Annotated in this window: 16 protein-coding genes; 10 read left to right on the forward strand and 6 right to left on the reverse strand. The window is 67.5% G+C overall.

Translation table 11 applies throughout. From position 1 onward, the window contains the following. The first annotated feature begins 126 nt into the window (after window positions 1–126). Together AC3G88_RS09440 and AC3G88_RS09445 are read left to right on the forward strand one after the other, a co-directional pair. Entirely contained in the window at window positions 127–420 is a 294-nt protein-coding gene (locus tag AC3G88_RS09440) for a nicotinamide mononucleotide transporter (RefSeq protein WP_488772763.1), read from the forward strand. A gap of 92 nt (window positions 421–512) precedes the next feature. Continuing rightward, window positions 513–662 (forward strand): hypothetical protein, encoded by a 150-nt coding sequence (locus AC3G88_RS09445; RefSeq protein ID WP_487522784.1) that lies wholly within the window; start codon window positions 513–515, stop codon window positions 660–662. A gap of 39 nt (window positions 663–701) precedes the next feature. Here the strand turns inward: AC3G88_RS09445 and AC3G88_RS09450 are convergent, their stop codons facing one another. Then, the gene (locus tag AC3G88_RS09450; protein WP_487522785.1) at window positions 702–1,490 is read right to left on the reverse strand and encodes an NAD(P)H-dependent oxidoreductase; all 789 of its coding nucleotides are present in this window, start codon (window positions 1,488–1,490) and stop codon (window positions 702–704) included. A 107-nt stretch (window positions 1,491–1,597) separates the two neighbouring features. Here AC3G88_RS09450 and AC3G88_RS09455 point away from each other — a divergent pair, with 107 nt between their 5' ends. Continuing rightward, entirely contained in the window at window positions 1,598–2,500 is a 903-nt protein-coding gene (locus AC3G88_RS09455; RefSeq protein WP_488772762.1) for a LysR family transcriptional regulator, read from the forward strand. Between the two features lie 16 nt (window positions 2,501–2,516). Here AC3G88_RS09455 and AC3G88_RS09460 read toward each other — a convergent pair whose 3' ends face one another. Next, complete coding sequence (locus tag AC3G88_RS09460) at window positions 2,517–2,981, reverse strand: hypothetical protein (RefSeq protein ID WP_488772760.1); 465 nt, start codon at window positions 2,979–2,981, stop codon at window positions 2,517–2,519. Between the two features lie 407 nt (window positions 2,982–3,388). Between AC3G88_RS09460 and AC3G88_RS09465 the strand changes: the two genes are divergently transcribed. Further along, window positions 3,389–4,633 carry an MFS transporter gene (locus tag AC3G88_RS09465; RefSeq protein ID WP_488772759.1) on the forward strand — a complete coding sequence of 415 codons (1,245 nt, stop codon included), beginning with the start codon at window positions 3,389–3,391 and terminating at the stop codon, window positions 4,631–4,633. Here AC3G88_RS09465 and AC3G88_RS09470 read toward each other — a convergent pair. Beyond that, a complete protein-coding gene (locus AC3G88_RS09470; protein ID WP_488772758.1) occupies window positions 4,617–5,768 on the reverse strand; it encodes a zinc-binding metallopeptidase family protein in 1,152 nt (383 codons plus the stop codon). The two genes, AC3G88_RS09465 and AC3G88_RS09470, sit on opposite strands and share 17 nt — an antisense overlap. 114 nt (window positions 5,769–5,882) lie before the next feature. Beyond that, window positions 5,883–6,608, reverse strand: a complete 726-nt coding sequence (locus AC3G88_RS09475; RefSeq protein WP_488772757.1) for a DUF2076 domain-containing protein — start codon at window positions 6,606–6,608, stop codon at window positions 5,883–5,885. Window positions 6,609–6,738: 130 nt separating this feature from the next. Between AC3G88_RS09475 and pip the strand changes: the two genes are divergently transcribed. Beyond that, on the forward strand, window positions 6,739–7,689 hold the full coding sequence (gene pip, locus AC3G88_RS09480; protein ID WP_488772756.1) for a prolyl aminopeptidase: 951 nt from the start codon (window positions 6,739–6,741) through the stop codon (window positions 7,687–7,689). A 395-nt stretch (window positions 7,690–8,084) separates the two neighbouring features. On the opposite strand, the gene AC3G88_RS09485 is transcribed toward pip, so the two are convergent. Continuing rightward, the gene (locus tag AC3G88_RS09485) at window positions 8,085–10,523 is read right to left on the reverse strand and encodes a DUF3772 domain-containing protein (protein WP_488772755.1); all 2,439 of its coding nucleotides are present in this window, start codon (window positions 10,521–10,523) and stop codon (window positions 8,085–8,087) included. Window positions 10,524–10,677: 154 nt separating this feature from the next. On the opposite strand from AC3G88_RS09485, the gene AC3G88_RS09490 reads away from it, so the two are divergent. Continuing rightward, a complete protein-coding gene (locus AC3G88_RS09490; RefSeq protein WP_488772754.1) occupies window positions 10,678–11,082 on the forward strand; it encodes a VOC family protein in 405 nt (134 codons plus the stop codon). 117 nt (window positions 11,083–11,199) lie between these two features. Continuing rightward, window positions 11,200–11,577 (forward strand): c-type cytochrome, encoded by a 378-nt coding sequence (locus AC3G88_RS09495; RefSeq protein WP_153949257.1) that lies wholly within the window; start codon window positions 11,200–11,202, stop codon window positions 11,575–11,577. A gap of 21 nt (window positions 11,578–11,598) precedes the next feature. On the opposite strand, the gene AC3G88_RS09500 is transcribed toward AC3G88_RS09495, so the two are convergent. Beyond that, on the reverse strand, window positions 11,599–12,489 hold the full coding sequence (locus AC3G88_RS09500; protein ID WP_488772753.1) for a LysR family transcriptional regulator: 891 nt from the start codon (window positions 12,487–12,489) through the stop codon (window positions 11,599–11,601). Between the two features lie 115 nt (window positions 12,490–12,604). Between AC3G88_RS09500 and AC3G88_RS09505 the strand changes: the two genes are divergently transcribed. From AC3G88_RS09505 to AC3G88_RS09515, 3 genes are read left to right on the forward strand one after another with little or no spacing between them, the layout of a single operon-like run. Continuing rightward, window positions 12,605–14,176 (forward strand): AMP-binding protein, encoded by a 1,572-nt coding sequence (locus AC3G88_RS09505; protein ID WP_488772752.1) that lies wholly within the window; start codon window positions 12,605–12,607, stop codon window positions 14,174–14,176. A gap of 16 nt (window positions 14,177–14,192) precedes the next feature. Continuing rightward, on the forward strand, window positions 14,193–15,368 hold the full coding sequence (locus AC3G88_RS09510; protein ID WP_488772751.1) for an acyl-CoA dehydrogenase family protein: 1,176 nt from the start codon (window positions 14,193–14,195) through the stop codon (window positions 15,366–15,368). A 46-nt stretch (window positions 15,369–15,414) separates the two neighbouring features. Then, window positions 15,415–16,413 (forward strand): tripartite tricarboxylate transporter substrate-binding protein, encoded by a 999-nt coding sequence (locus tag AC3G88_RS09515; RefSeq protein WP_488772750.1) that lies wholly within the window; start codon window positions 15,415–15,417, stop codon window positions 16,411–16,413. Window position 16,414 lies beyond the last annotated feature (1 nt).

The following is a 16,414-nucleotide window of genomic DNA, read 5'->3' on the forward strand; positions in this document are numbered from 1 at the left end:
GCCGCATCGGGCGGCCGCCGCGTAGCACGCCCGCCGCCATGCGGACATACCGCTTGCGTGATCCCGCCCATTTCCGGTAGTCTCCGTTTTGCATACAAAAAATGAACGCAAACAGGAGACAACCCCATGGAGCTTGCCGCTCAACTTCCTCAATTGCTGACTGGACTCGAATGGTCGGGGTGCGCCCTGGCCATGAGTGGATCGTTCCTGGTGGCGTTGCACAACCGTGCATCGCGCTGGGGATGGATTGCCTACCTGTGCTCGAACCTGGTGTGGAGTGCATTTGCGCTGGTCACGGGTACCTATGGCCTGTTTGTCCAGCAGCTCGGCTTTACGGCGACGAGCCTGTACGGGCTGTATCGTCACACACGTCACTACCGCCAGGCGGCGCGTGAGGCACGCGGGGCGCAGGCGGCCTGAGCGGTCAGGACTGGCCGGCGGGCCGGGAAACGTGAAACTTCCCGGCCCACCCTGACGTCGAAGCCTGCATTGCAACGATTCAGGCTCGGCCCATGCGCGTCATTTTCACAACCCTCGGCATATGGTTTCTGCTGGCTGCGGCCCAAGGGTGTACCACCGTTTCCGATACCGGAGAGCGGCAATCGAGCGTGACCGCCTACGGCACCGTCGATGCCGGTGTCAGCGTCACCCGGGACCGCTGAGGCCCGTGGCCGCCGCCGGGCTCTCTCGATTTCCGCATCTCAGGCCGCTTCGGACACATGTACGGCATAGCCGGTCTGTCCCGGGGCGATATCGGGCCGTAGCGTCAGTGCCGGTATCTCGTAGGCGCCGCTGTTCTGCGGCCGAAACGCGATGGGCGCGGCCGTGAACAGTTGGTCCAGGCGCTCGCCCAGTGCATCGGTCGTGGCCTGGAAGCGCGCCGCGTCCATGCGGCTGGTGCGATAGACCACGAACGGCGGCAGCACGTCGAAGCCCGGGTAGTACAGGATGCCGTGCTGGATCGGGAACAGGATGTCGTCCATCGGCCCATTGATGCCGCGCGGGCCGTAGTGCGATTCCCAGCCGCCCGTGGTCACCACCAGCATCGCCCGCTTGCCGGCCAGATTGCCTTCGCCGTAGCGGTCGCCCCAGCGCTCGTCCGAGTGCTCGCCCACGCCGTATGCGAAACCGTAGGCGTACACACGCTCGACCCAGCCCTTGAGGATGGCCGGCATCGAGAACCACCAGAGCGGGAACTGCAGGATCACGGCATCCGCCCAGCGCAGCTTTTCCTGTTCCGCGGCGATATCGGGGCTCTGCACGCCGTTTTCGAAGGCGTGGCGCGAATCGAGCGACGGGTGGAAGGGCGCGCCGCCGGGACGCCGCTCCAGCGTATCGCCGGCATCGAGCGGTGCCTTCCACTGCATCGCATAGAGATCCGAAACCTGCACCCGGTGCCCGGCGGCTTCGAGCCGTTGCACCGCGAAATCCCGCAGCGACCCGTTCAGCGACGTGGGCTCGGGGTGGGCGTAAACAATCAGTACGTTCATGACAGCCTTCCATTGATCAGTCGGTGAAGGCAGGATAGGCGTGGCTTCGGTATATTAGAAATGAATATCCGGAATTCCAGCCATTAACCTTTGCTATGCCACCAGCCATGACCAACCTGCGCCGCCTCGACCTGAATCTGCTGGTCACGCTGGATGTGCTGCTGTCGGAGCACAACGTCACCCGCGCCGCGGAGCGCCTGCACTATTCGCAGCCATCGGTCAGCGTGCATCTGGCCCGGCTGCGCGAGATCTTCGACGATCCCCTGCTGTTGCCGGGGCCGCGCGGCATGCGGCCCACCGCGCGTGCCGAATCGCTGCGGACGCCGTTGCGCGAGGCGCTGGCCGCGCTGGAGCTTGCCGTGTCGCCCGAGCGCCCATTCGATCCGGCCGTGGCCACCCACACCTGGCGGATCGCGGCCACCGACTACAGCGAATCGACGGTGTTGTTGCCGGCGCTGGCCGGCCTGCGGCAAGCCGCGCCCGGCACCCGGGTGGCCGTGGTGGAGATGGTGCCGGCCAGCCTCGTGCGTCTGGCCGAACGTGGCGATATCGACCTGGCATTCCACACCACCGAAGGCTCGCCGGCATCGCTGCATCGGCTGCCGCTGTTCACGGAGCGTTACGTGCTGGTGGGGCGCGCCGGGCATCCGCGCCTGAAGCGCAAGCCCACGCTGGCGCAGTTCTGCGCGCTGGAGCACGTGATCGTGTCGCCCGACGGCGGCGGCTTCTTCGGCGTCACGGACGAGGCGCTGGCGGCGGCGGGGGTGTCGCGCCGTGTGGCGTTGTCCGTGCCACATTTCCTGTACGTGGCGGCGGTGGTGGGCAGCACCGATCTGGTGGCGATGCTGCCCGCGCGGCTGGTGGCCGATAACCCGGCGCTGCAAGTGGTGGAGGCACCCGTCGAAGTCCCCGGCTACGAGATGTCGATGCTCTGGCACGAGCGCGTGCATCGCGATCCCGCGCACCAGTGGCTGCGGCAGGCCATCGTTGCATCGCTGCCCGCCGCCTGAGCGGGCGACCCCCGATTCAGTTGCAGGCCGTGCCCGGCACGGGTTTGCCCGTGGTGGTCAGCCCCTGGCAGGCATCGCCAGCCACCAGCGGTGCGTCGCCGGACTGCGGCGGAGCCAGGCGCAACTTGCCCGCCACGGTACAGCAGTTGCGCGGCACGCTGACGTGTTGCGACTGCGGTTGTCCCTGCGAGGGTGGCGACTGTTGCGGCGAGGGTTGCAAAGGCGGCAGCGGCTGCGAGGACGGCTGCACCGAGGGCGGGTTCGATGGCTGCGGTGACAGCTTGATCGTTGGCATCGACTTGCTTGACGAGGCTGCCGGGCCCGAGGCGTCGGGACCATCGGCATCGGGCGCCATGCAGCTGCCCATGTTGCAGATCCGGTCGCCCTTGCACTGCATGTCGTGCTGGCATCCCTGCCCAAGGGCGGGAAGGGTCCAGGCCAGGCCGATGGCCGTAAGAAACAGAGTATTACGCAGGGACATATCCCCTCCCACCCGATAAAACGCGCGGCACCCGGCGCCATGCTTCGTGGGTACGGCGCCCCGGCGTCGCATGTATCCAGCATAGGGCGACGCGTGCATGCCCCGCCATGCTCTTGTGCCCTATCCCACAGTGGCGAACCCGCACCGGGATACCGGCGGATACAGGACTCCGGCGAAGGGGCATTGCGCCGGGCTCCGGCAGCGAAAACGGTTTTGCTTCACAATAGCGCCCTCGCGTAGGCGGTGCCGTCCCCGGCGGCGCAGCGTAGTACTACGTAGCAGCATCACCCCGTATTACCCATTACGACGCCGCACCGGAGCACGCTGGAGCCCCCGAGGCAGGACGCAAGATCCCGCCCGCCAGTCCGCGGCGCAACGCCATAACAAGTGTCTCGCGATCTCTCCTCATGACCGTTCCTTCCGGCAATTTCCATAACGTCCCCGATCCTGCCCCGCATGCGCTCGCCGATACGCCCCGCGACCGAGCCGCCGACCGCCGCGCGCTGCTGGCGCTGGGCGTGGGCAGCTTTGGCATTGGCACGGGCGAGTTTGTCATCATGGGCCTGTTGCCCGATGCCGCACGCGATCTGGCCATCAGCATCCCCGAGGCCGGCCACCTGATCAGCGCCTACGCGCTGGGCGTGGTGATCGGCGCGCCGCTGCTGGCGGTGCTGGGCGCACGCTGGCCGCGCCGCAACCTGCTGATCGCGCTGATGGCGTTCTTTGCCGTCGGCAACGTGGCCAGCGCGCTGGCGCCAACCTATCTGTCGATGCTGGTCCTGCGGCTGCTGACCGGCTTTCCGCATGGCACCTACTTTGGCGTGGCGGCGCTGGTGGCGGCCGGGCTGGTGCCGCGCGAGCGCCGCGCCCAGGCCGTGGGCCTGGTCATGCTGGGCCTGACCGTGGCGACGCTGGTGGGCGTGCCCATCGCGGCCGGCATCGGCACGTGGCTGGGCTGGCGCGCCGCGTTCATGATCGTGGGCGCCATTGGCGGGCTGACGGTGCTGCTGGTGTGGCGCTGGGTGCCGTTCGTCCCGGCCGACCGCCATGCCAGCCCGCTGCGCGAACTGTCGGCGCTGGCGCGCAAGCAGGTGTGGTTCACGCTGGCCATCGGCGCGATCGGCTTTGGCGGCATGTTCGCCGTGTTCAGCTATGTCAAGCCGACCATGCTCGAAGTGGCGCACATGCCGGCCAGCGGCATCCCGATCGTGCTGGCGCTGTTTGGCGTGGGCATGGTGGCCGGCAACCTGGCGGGCGCCAAACTGGCCGACCGCGCATTGATGCCGACCGTGGGCGGTGTGCTGGTGTGGTCGGCGCTGGTGCTTGGCGCGTTCGTGTTCACGGCGCACCACGCCTGGCTGGCGTCGCTGAACGTGATGCTGGTGGGTACGGCGGTGGCGCTGGGCCCGCCGCTGCAGATCCGGCTGATGGACGTGGCCGGCGATGCACAGACGCTGGCCGCCGCGCTCAATCATTCGGCCTTCAACATGGCCAACGCGCTGGGCGCGTGGCTGGGCGGCGTGACCATCGCCGCCGGCATGGGCTGGACATCCACGGGCTGGGTTGGCGCGCTGCTGGCGCTGGGCGGCCTGGTGGTGTTCGCGTGGTCGCTGTCCAGCGCGCCGCGCCGTGACGTTACCGTGACGGCTTGATGTCAGGGTTGGCGGCGGGCGCGCCGGCTGGCTTGGCCGCGGGCTCGCCGGGCGGCTGCGGTACGGGGCTGGCATGCTCGCGCGCCGCCGCATCGATCACCCGATGCACGAACTCCAGCTTGGCCACCACGGCTGGCGACAGTGTGAACGGGTAGCCATCCGGCACGCCCAGGCTGCGGTTCAGGCTGTTCAGCACGTAGGTCAGCGGAAACCAGCGTTGCATCAGGCTGCGGAAGCTGGCGTCCTCCACGGGCGTCCGGTCGGTCAGCGTCGGCTCGCGCGGGCTTTCCGGCTTGAGCACCAGCCCGCATGACTGGGCTGTGTCAAGCGTATCCACCATATGCAGGTAGTGGGCCCAGGTTTCGGCCCAGTCTTCCCACGGGTGCATCGTCGCGTAGGCGCTGACGAACGACGCCTGCCAGTCGGGCGGCGCTCCGTGGTCGTAGTGCCGTTGCAACGCCGCCGCGTAGTCGGCGCGTTCGTCGCCGAACAGCTTGCGGAACGGTTCGATGCGCCGCGTGCCGGCAACCAGCCGGTTGAAGTAGAAATGTCCCACCTCGTGCCGGAAGTGCCCCAGCAGGGTGCGATAGGATTCGCCCATCTCGGTGCGGGTGCGCTCGCGGTACGCGTCGTCGGCTTCGGCGATGTTGATGGTGATGCGGCCGTTGTCGTGCCCGGTCATCGCCGGGTCGTGCGGGCCGGTGTTGGCCAGGAAGTCGAACTGCAGGCCCGATACGGGGTCGTCGTCGCGCGAGATGACCGGCAACCCGAGCGACAGCAGCGTATAGAGCAGGCGCCGCTTGGCGGATTCCAGCCGGTACCAGTACAGGCGGTTCTCGGGTGCGTCGAGGTTGGGGATGGTGTGGGTCAGCTTGCACGCCTCGCACAGCGTGCCGGGATCGTCCGCGGGCACCATCCAGTTGCAGACCGCCTCCACCTGGTAGTTGTGACAGCGGCGGAACATGGCGCCGTGGGCGTCGGGATGCAGGCTGCGCCAGCCGCCGGCATCGTCGCCCTCGAAGGCTGCCAGCTGCGATATCGCAGGAATGAAGCCAAGCGTGGCCTGGCAGCGTTCGCAGGCGATGTTCTCGAAGAACACCAGGTTGTCGCAGCGATTGCAGTGGAACGTCTTCATGGCGCCGGCTCCCCTTGCCGGGCAGGCGGCGCCCGGTTGCCCTGATCGTGCCCGCAACGGGGCGGGCCGGCAACCGGAGGCTGTCCTACAAAGGCGGCTTGCGCCGCCGTGAGGTCAGAAGAACGACGAGTCGTCGTCCTGGCTGGCGTCGACGTAGTCGTCCAGCCCGTTGTCCAGGTTGCCGTTGTCGGCCAGCAGCGCGTTGTCGCGCTGGCCGCCGCCGCTGTTATCGTCGCCGTAGAAGTTGTTCACCACGGTCTCGGAACCTGCCGCCGGCTGGCCGCCAAAGAAGCCGCCGCCGCTGTTGCCGTGATGGAACAGGTTTTCAATTCCCTGGAACAGCATCGCGCCGCCCGCCACACCGGCAGCCGTGGTGGCGATGGTGCCGAGCGTGCCGCCCAGCCCGCCGCCCAGGAAGCCCGGACGGGCCGCCGGGGCCGATTGGCCCGATTGTGCCGGCGCGGCCTGGTACGGGGTTGCGGCAGGAGCCGCGGAAGGATAGGGCTGCTGCGGCGGATACTGCGGTGCCGGGGCAGCCTGCGGCGCGCGGCCGGCGCTGTTGCCCCAGGTGGCGTCGTTGTCCAGGAAGCCGCGTCCGCCGGGGCCATTGGCGGCCTGCGCCGCCTGCAGCTGCGCCTGGAGCGAATGGATCTGCGCCTGCGCCTGTTGCAGCGCGCGGTCGAGCAGCATCGACCGCTGCACCAGCAGATAGGCGGTATCTGGCTGGCGGGCGGCGGCATCGGCAATCATTGCCGCCGCCTGGGCGTCCTTGTTGTCCACGCGCGCCTGGGTCAGCTGGTTCAGGAAGGCTTCCAGTGCTTGCACGTCTTGGGGAGTCATGGCTTCACCTCTTGGGGTTCGGTTGCGGTACGGCTCAAATCTAGGGCCGCAGACTTAAACGAAACTTAAAGCAACCGGCGTGGCCGGGGGCTACACTTTTGTTTCGAATGATCTTCACGCGAAACAATTCATGTCCGCCCTGCGCACGCTCTATCCCGAAATCGAACCCTACGAGACCGGCACGCTCGACGTGGGCGACGGTCATGTCCTGTATTTCGAACGCGTCGGCACGCGCGGCGCCAAGCCGGCCGTGTTCCTGCATGGCGGGCCCGGCGGCGGCATTTCGCCGGACCACCGCCGCCTGTTCGATCCGGCGCGCTACGACGTGCTGCTGTTCGACCAGCGCGGCTGCGGGCAATCCACGCCGCATGCGTCGCTGGAGGCCAATACCACCTGGCATCTGGTGGATGACATCGAGAAGCTGCGCCAGTTGATCGGCGTGGAACAATGGCTGGTGTTCGGCGGCTCCTGGGGCTCGACGCTGGCGCTGGCCTACGCGCAGACCCATCCGGCGCGTGTCAGCGAACTGGTGCTGCGCGGGGTCTACACGGTCTCGCAGGCCGAGCTCGACTGGTACTACCAGTTCGGCGTGTCGGAGGTGTTTCCCGACAGCTGGGCGCGCTTCCAGGCCCCGGTGCCTGCCGCCGAGCGCGGCAACATGATGGCGGCCTATCGCAAGCTGCTGACCGGCGATGACCGGCAGAAGCAACTGGAAGCCGCGCGCGCCTGGAGCGTCTGGGAAGCCGAGACCATCACGCTGCTGCCCAACCCGGACATTGCAGCCAAGCACGACGAAGGGCACTTTGCGCTGGCCTTCGCGCGCATCGAGAACCATTACTTCACCCATCATGGCTGGCTCGAAGACGGCCAGCTGCTGCGCGATGCCCACAAGCTGGCTGGCATTCCTGGGGTGATCGTGCATGGCCGCTACGACATGCCGTGCCCGGCACGCTATGCCTGGGCGCTGCATCAGGCTTGGCCCGACGCCGACTTCCACCTGATCGAAGGCGCGGGCCATGCGTGGACCGAGCCCGGCATCATGGACCAGCTTCTGGCCGCCACTGACCGCTTTGCGGCGTAGATTCCCGGCAAATCGAGGAATGGATCTACCGGCCGCAAAGCGCGTGGCGATCGAACGATCGTGCGCCTATACTGGCCTCTGTTGCGTTGCAGCAATGTCTGCCCGCCAAGCGGACATGGTTGTTGCAGGGTCCGAAATCAGAGTCTGGAGAGCACGATGGTTCCTTGCGAACTTTGCAAGAACCTGCTGGGTCGTCCCGGTCATGTTCCGCCCCATCCGCGCCTGGCGCGGTCCGGCGATGCCACGATGCACGCCGGCAGGCAGGTCTTTGTCTACACATGCCAGCATTGCCATCAGAGGATCGTGCTGTCCACGCACGATGATGGCGCCGATTACTGGACCGGGCACGAGCCCGGCGGACCCTAGGCCTGCCGGGGCGGCGCCCGTAGCGGCCGTCAGGTGCCTAGCGCCGCCGCCATGTTTTCCACGCGCAGCGTCTGGGGTTCGGACAGCGAGATATTGGCCGCCCGCAGCCGCTTGAGGATCTCGAACAGCAGGTCGCTCTTGGTGCCGGCCGCAATGCGCGGACTGCTCACATAGCCCGTGACGCTCAGCGTGATGCCATTGGACGCCAGCTGGCTGAACGTGACCGACGGCGCGGGAATGTCCAGGATGCTGTCGTTCTCGCGGTAGACCTCCAGCAGCAGGTCGCGCACCGCTTCGGGGTCGGTGTTGAGCGGGAACGTGAGCTGCAGCGTGGCCACGCCCTGCGTGCTGTTGCTCATCGTGACGTTGCGAACGTTCTGCGAGATCAGCTGCGAATTCGGCACGATCACCGTCGAGCGGTCGCCCAGCTGGATCTCCGTGGCGCGCACGTTGATGCGGCGGATATCGCCTTCCACGCCGGCCAGGCTGACCATGTCGCCCACTTTCACCGGCCGCTCGGTCAGCAGGATCAGGCCCGACACGAAGTTCTTCACGATCTCCTGCAGGCCGAAGCCGATACCCACTGACAGCGCGCTGACGATCCACGCCAGGTTTTCCCATTTCACGCCCAGCAGCGACAGCGTCAGCAGCACCAGCAACACGTAGCCGACATTGCTGAACAGCGTGATCAGCGATGCGCGCAGGCCCGGCTCGGCGCAGAGCTTGGGCAGCAGTTCGGCGTCGAGCCAGCGGCGCACCGAGCGCAGCAGCCAGATGCCCACGGTCAGCGCGATCACCGCATTGAGGATGCGGTCCGGCATGATGTTCATGCTGCGCAGCCGTTCGCCGCCCAGCACGATCAGCAGGCTGTTGAGCAGGTCTACCGGCGTGGTGCCGAAGCCGCCCGTCAGCAGGGCCAGCACCGCCAGCAACAGCAGCACGCTGGCACCGATGCCGGACAACACCGTCGACACCTGTTCCAGGTGCGAATCGCCCACCCCGAACAACTGCTTGATGATCCGGCCGCTGCGATGGCTGGCCGAGAACAGCGCCTCGCAGATGTCGCGCGTGAGCTGGGTCAGCAGGTACAGGCTGCACAGCACGATGTCGAACCAGACCAGTTCGTAGGTCAGGAAGCGCGCGAAGCTGATGTAGCCGATCAGCAGGGCACCGAACGACACCGCCACGATCAGCGTGACGGCCGCGTGGATCAGTCCGGCCAGCGTCGCGCGCTCTTCGGGCCGCTCGCCGGCGGCCACCAGTTCGCTGCGCACGCGGTTGGCGCGCAGCAGCGCCGCCCCGATGGTCAGCACCACCACCAGCGAGACCAGGCCGCGCCCGAGCAGCGTGACCTGCACCGTGGTATCGGCCATGCGGTTCAGTTGTTCCACCGTGCCCGCGAGCAGCAGCAGGCCCGCCAGCACCGTGGGAAACGGCCGCAACGCCAGCGCCACCGGGTCCGCCAGCGCGGGCAGCCGCCAGCTCGGGTGCCGCGTGCAGAGCAGCGCGCGCCCCAGGCCGGCGATCAGCGCGCTGGTCATGGTCAGCTTGGCGATCTCGTTCATCAGGTCCTGCAGCGCGGGCGATATCTCGTCGCCGCCCGTGAAGGCTGCATAGACGATGCGCACGGCCAGCGCCGTGGTGGCCACGGTGGTCAGCGCCGTGGCCAGGGCCAGCGCGCTGCGGCGCAGGCGCGTTTCAGGCAGCTGGGTCAGGCAGAACCACGCCAGCCCGCGTTCCAGCAGGCGCCGGCCCAGCGACCACACCGCCAGCGCCAGGGCCAGCAGGATGATGGTCTTGCCGCGCTGCGATGCATCCCAGGCCAGCCGGATGCGCGGCCCGATGTCGTCGGTAAAGTTGCCCAGGCGCTCGCGGTCTTCCTCGGACACCTTGAACAGCGGCGTCCAGAAGGCGGGGTTCAGGATGCTGTCCGAGCGCAGCGCGAGCTGGTCCTTCAGGCGGCTGCGCTGCAGCTTGGCCAGCTGGTCGCGCAGATGGGCGATGTTGTCCTTGCTGTCGGCGGCCTGCTTCAGTTCGTCGTCGAGCTGGCTCTTGCGCGCGTTCAGCTCCGCCCGCTGCCTGATGACGGCGGGCGCTTCCTTGGCGGCGTCCTTGGCCTTGCTGTCGGGGCTGGCTTCGGGCGGCGGCCCGAGCAGGTCTACCTGTGCCTGCAACTGGGCGCGCTGCGGCGTCAGCGCCGCGGTGAGCTTGTCGACATCGTCGTCAAGCTGCTTCAGCGTGTCGTTGAGGTCGCCCAGCTTGATGATGCCGGACGCACTGGACGCCTGCTGTTTCACGCGATCCTGCTCGGACTGCAGGCGCTTCAGTTCGGAGATGGCTTCGGCGTGCGTCAGCGTGGGAATTTGCTGCGCTTCCGCCTCGGAGGCGGGTTCGGCCGCGAAACCTGCGGGCACTTGAATCAGTGCCGCGATGACAAGGCTCATGATGAGCCAGGAGATTCGGCGCATGACTTGGGGCGCGGTGGTTGACCGGCCCGGCAGTATAAAAGCCGCGCTCCGCTGGCCCGGTGTACATTACGCCTTGCACTGCACAGCTACACATGCTGTTACATAATCGCCGCTCCCGGGGGCACCTCCGGGACCACGAAAGGACGCCCCCGCCATGACGCTAGCGATCGAACGCCTTGACCATATCGTGCTCAATGTGAAGGACGTGGAGGCCAGCGTGGCCTGGTACGAACAGGTGCTGGGCATGCAGCGCGAAGACTTCGCGTCGCGCACCGGCAAGCGCGTGTCGGTCAAGTTCGGCCAGCAGAAGATCAACCTGCGCCCGGTGGATGAAGACACGGTGGCGTGGTTCACCGGCGTTCACCCGACGTCGGGCAGCGACGATCTGTGCTTCATCACGAAGATGCCGCCGCAGGAGGTGGTCGCCCATTTCCTGGCACACAAGGTGGCCGTGGAAGTGGGGCCGGTGCAGCGCACCGGCGCGCTGGGGCCGATGACGTCCGTGTATTGCCGCGATCCCGACGGCAACCTGATCGAAGTGGCGAGTTATCCGGTGTAGCAATACCCCTCGTGCGGCCAGTGCCTGCCCTCTCCCCCAACCCCTCTCCCGCGCGCGGGAGAGGGGAGCAACCCGGCAGCGTGCGAAAAGCCGCCTGCTGTCTCCCCCTTGCGCATCATGAAGTACGCTGCACCGCTTGCATTCGCCCTGTTTGCCGTCACCGCTGCCCATGCCGCCGGCGATATCGACAAGGGCAAGGACATCTTCGCCACGCGCTGTGCGTCGTGCCACCACGTGGGTCCGTCGGCCCGGGCGGCCTTCGGGCCGCAGCTGAACGGTGTGTTCGGCCGCAAGGCCGGCGGGACTGACGACTACCGTTATTCCGATGCGATGAAGGCGTCTCCGGTGGTCTGGGGCGACGATACGCTGCGCGCGTTCCTGCAATCGCCGGCCAAGGTCGTGCCCGGTACGAAGATGCGCTTCTGGGGCATGAGCAACGCGCGCCAGCTGGACGACCTGCTGGCCTACCTGCGCACGTTCCCGCCGCAGCCATAGCGGCAGCCATAGCCCCAGCCGTCATGCCACGTGGGCTTCCAGGATGTCGATCATCCGCTGCGCCAGCGGTGACAGGTAGGCCCCTGCGCGCGTGATCACGCCCACGCGGCGCCCCAGGTCCAGCGCATCGGCACGCAAGGCAATGGGCCGCAGGCCCAGGCGCCTGCTGTTGGTCGTCGATCCGGCAATGCACAGCATCTCGGTGCCGCGCACCAGGTCGAATAGCGTGGCGCTGCCGAAATCGGTCTCCACGCGCAGCGTGGGCGCCGGCAGGCCGATGCTGGCAAAGGCGCTGTCGATCTGCTGGCGGATCAGTACGTGCCCGGTCGGCAGCAGCCAGTGCTGGCCCACCAGATCGGCCAGCGTCAGGTCGCGCCGGCGCTGCAGCGGATGGTTTTCGTCGGCCACCACGGCCAGGCGGTCGGTAAACAGTTCTCGCGTGGCCAGCGCGGGGTTGGCCTGGCGCGGCAGCGGGGCCACGGCCAGGTCCAGCTCGCCGGCCTGCACCTGATCCATCAGCTCGCGCGCCACGCGCATGCTCAGGCGCAGCCGCGCCACGGGCCGTTCGCGCAGCAACTGCTGGCAGGCGCCCAGCACCAGCGCGTTGGGCATCGAAGGCGAATAGCCCAGCCGCAGCAGGCCCTGTTCGCCGGTCTGGATGCCGCGCATCTCCTTGATGGCATCGTCGTATTCGAGCCGGATGCGCCGTGCCCGCTCCAGGAATACCGTGCCGGCTTGCGTCACGCGCATGCCCAGCGTGGTGCGCTCGAACAGCGGTACGCCAAGTTGCGCCTCGACTCGCTGGATCGCCTTGGTCAGCGCGGGCTGGGTCATCCCAAGGGCCTCCGCCGCGCGCCCAATGCCGCCGTGCGCGCCCACCGCCAGCACATAGTCCAGATCACGTGTCTCCATCGTGTCTTGTGTTCCTCATTCCCATTGTTTATGACTTGATGCCAGTCGCGACATTGTGGTGATGTCCGCCATCTTACAGACTTGGCTCACCACAACATTCAAATGGGAGACCACGATGACGTTCGCCTACTTCCTCCGGCGTGCGGCGCTCTACTGGGGCGACAACCCCGCCGTGCTGTACCGGGACCGCGTGCTGACGTACCGCCAGCTGGACGAACGCTCGACCCGGCTGGCCAACGCGCTGCTGGCGCTGGGTTTGCGGAAGGGGGACCGCGTGGCGATCCAGTCGCGCAACTGCCCGCAGATCGTCGAGATCGAATGTGCGCTGTATAAGGCAGGGCTGGTCAAGGCGGCGCTGAACCCGCGTTTTACGGCCAACGAGGCATCGGACGTGGTCGAGAACTGCACCCCGCGCGTGATGATCGCGGGGCCCGGCTATACCGGCTATACCCGAGACACACGCGGGTTTGGCTGCGTCGAGCATTTCATTGCCATCGCGGGCGCCGAAGTGGCCGAAGGGGCGGATGGGGCCTATGCCACCTACGAATCCCTGATCGAGCGTGGCGCGAATTCGTCGATCGACTATGTTCCGCGGCCCGACGACCTGGCCGTGCTGCATTTTTCATCCGGTTCGACGGGCAAGATCAAGGCGGCCATGCAGAGCTACGGCAACCGGCTGGCGTCGATGCGCAAGATGATCCTGACCATGGACCGCCCGGCGCGCCCTGGCGACCGGCTGGCGCTGATCGGCCCGGTCACGCATGCGTCGGGCATGCTGATGCAACCCTATCTGTTCCTGGGCGCCACGCTGGTGCTGTTCGAGAAATTCGAGCCCGCCGGCTTCCTGGCCGATGTGGCGCGCCTGAAGCTGACCCACGTCTTTATGGTGCCGGCCATGATCAACATGCTGCTGGCCGAGCCGGCACTGGCCACGGCCAACCTGAGCAGCCTCAAGACGCTGGCCTACGGCGCCGCGCCGATGGCGCCGGCACGCATTCGCGAGGCCTGGGAACGCATCGGCCCAGTGCTGTCGCAGGGCTACGGCGCCAGTGAATCGACCTCGGGCGTGACGCGCCTGTCCACGGCCGACCATGCGCTGGCGATCGAAAGCAAGCCCGAGCGGCTGGCATCGTGCGGCCGCGCGCTGGGCGAAACCGAAGTGCGCGTGGTCAACGAGCGTGGCGAGGAAGTCAGCGGCGATGAAATTGGCGAACTTGTGATCCGTGGCGAGGATGTATTCCAGGGCTACTGGGGCGAGCCCGACCTGACGCGCGAGGTGCTGGTCGACGGCTGGCTGCATACCGGCGACCTGGCGCGTGTGGATGCCGATGGCTACCTGTACCTGGTGGACCGCAAGAAGGACATGATCATCTCGGGCGGCTTCAACGTCTATCCGACCGAGGTGGAGGCCACGCTGTACCAGCATCCCGACGTGATGGAAGCCTGCGTGATCAGCGTGCCCGACGACACCTGGGGCGAAAGCGTCAAGGCCGTGGTGGCGCTGTGGCCCGGCCGGCAGGCCAGCGCCGCGGAGTTGATCGGGCACTGCCGCGCGCGCATTGCCGACTACAAGTCGCCGCGTTCGGTGGACTTCGTCGCCGAACTGCCCAAGAACGCCAGCGGCAAGCTGGCACGCAAGCTGGTGCGTGAGCAGTACTGGCTCGGCGCCAGCCGACGCGTGAACTGATCCACGGAGAAAAGACATGTTCGACCATCTGACCAATCCCGTGCTGATCGAAACGCGCGCGGCGGTGCAGCGGTTCATCAACGAGGAACTGCTGCCGCTGGAACGCCAACTGGGCCTGGGCACCGAAGACCCGTGGCCGCGTGAGGTGCTGCGCAACGTCTGGCGCCGCTCCAGCGAACTGGGGCTGTACGCGGCCTGCCTGCCGGCGGAACTGGGCGGCAAGGGCCTCAATATCTCGGAACAGTGCGCGCTGAAGGCCGATCTGGCCGCCAGCGGCGCGGTGCTGGCGCCGCACGTGCTGGGCGACCTGGGCGGGCCGCCGCGCGTGGGCAATATGCTCAAGTACGCCACGCCCGATCAGGTGGCGCGCTATTTCGAGCCGGTGATCCGGGGCCAGAAATCCACCTGCTTCGCGCTGACCGAGCCGCATTCGGGTTCCGATGCGCAGAGCATCCGCACCAGCGCGGTGGTGGACGGCGACGAACTGGTCATCAACGGCGAGAAGCACTACATCAGCGGCGCGCCGTTTGCGGACTTCGCCATCGTGATGTGCGTGACCGATGCCACCACCACGCCGCCGTCGATCACGGCCGTGCTGGTCGATCTGGACCTGCCCGGCGTGACCGTCAGCACCGAGTACGTGCCGATGTCGGGCCAGCATATCGACGCCGACATCCGCTTCGAGAACGTGCGCGTGCCGCGCGCCAACATCTTTGGCGGCGAAGGGCGGGGGTTCAAGCTGGGCATGTCGCGCATCAACGTGAACCGGCTGCTGCATTGCCCTTCGATGCTGGGGCTGGCCGCGCGCGCCTACGAGGCATCGGTGGCGTACGCGGGCCAGCGCCGCCAGTTTGGCGGGCCGATTGCGCGCTTCCAGGCCATCCAGCATATGCTGGCCGACATGGCGGCGGCGCTGTGGGCGTGCGAGAGCATGATCGCGCAGACCGCGCTGCTGGCCGATGCCGGTGCCGACCTGCGCATGAAGGCGGCCGCGTGCAAGCTGTTCGTGTCGGAACGCTGCTTCGAGGTGGCCGACAAGGCCGTGCAGATCCACGGCAACCTGGGCGTCACGCGCGGGCATCCGGTGGAGCAGACCTGGCGCAAGCTGCGCATGTTCCGCATCTTCACGGGCACCAGCGAGATCCAGCGCAACACCATCGCCAAGGCCATCCTGGACCCGGCGGGGGCCTGACTGCGCGCCACACACAGGCCGCACATCAAAAAACACAGGAGACAACATGAATCGTCGTCAATGGCTGGGTACGGCAGGCGCCGCAGCCGGTGCCGCCGCACTGGGGGGCGTGATGAGCCGCGTGGCCGTGGCCGCCGCGCCGTATCCGTCGCGCCCGATCCGGCTGATCGTGCCGTTCATCGCGGGCACCGCGCCCGATTCCATCGCCCGCACCATCTCGGCGGAACTGTCGCCGGTGCTGGGGCAGCCGCTGGTGGTGGAGAACATCGGCGGGGCCGGCGGCATCATCGGCGCCCGGGCGCTGAAGCGCGCCGAGCCCGATGGCTACACGCTGGGTATCCTGGCCAACCAGCACGTGATCAACGTCCATCTGTACAAGGACCAGCCCTACGACGCCGCCCGCGACTTCACGGCGATCTCGGCGCTGTCGGGCGGCCCGGTGGTGCTGGCGGTGCCGGCGTCGTCGCCCTTCAGGACGGCGCGCGAGCTGATCGACGCGATGAAGCAGAAGCCCGGCGCGCTGAACTACGGCTCGGGCGGCAAGGGCAGCGTCTCGCATCTGGCCGTGGAATCGCTGCTGCACCAGCACCATGTCGAGGCCGTGCATATCCCGTACAAGGGCGCCAGCGAGATATTGACGTCGATGCTGAGCGGCCAGACGCAGTTCGGCATGCCGGTGATGTCCACGGCGGCGCCGTTCCTGCGCAACGGCCAGATCCGCGCGCTGGCGGTGTCATCGGCCGCGCGGACCAGCTACTTCCCGAACGTGCCGACGCTGGCCGATTCGCTGCCGCCGGGCTTCGTACTCGATAACTGGAGCGGCCTGTTCGCCCCGGCCGGCCTGCCGGCGCCCATGGCGAAACGGCTATTCGATGCGGTGGCGGCGCTGCAGGGGAGCGGAAAGCTAGACGCGACGATGAAGGCCAATGCGGGGGAACTTCGGAAGAGCGATTCACCGGCCCAGTTCACGCGGATGGTGGCAGCGGACAACGCGCGGTATGGGAAGCTGATCGGGGAGATTGGGATGCGGGGGGAGGCGGGGTGAC

The sequence above is a fragment of the Cupriavidus sp. 86D6 genome (assembly GCF_057815095.1).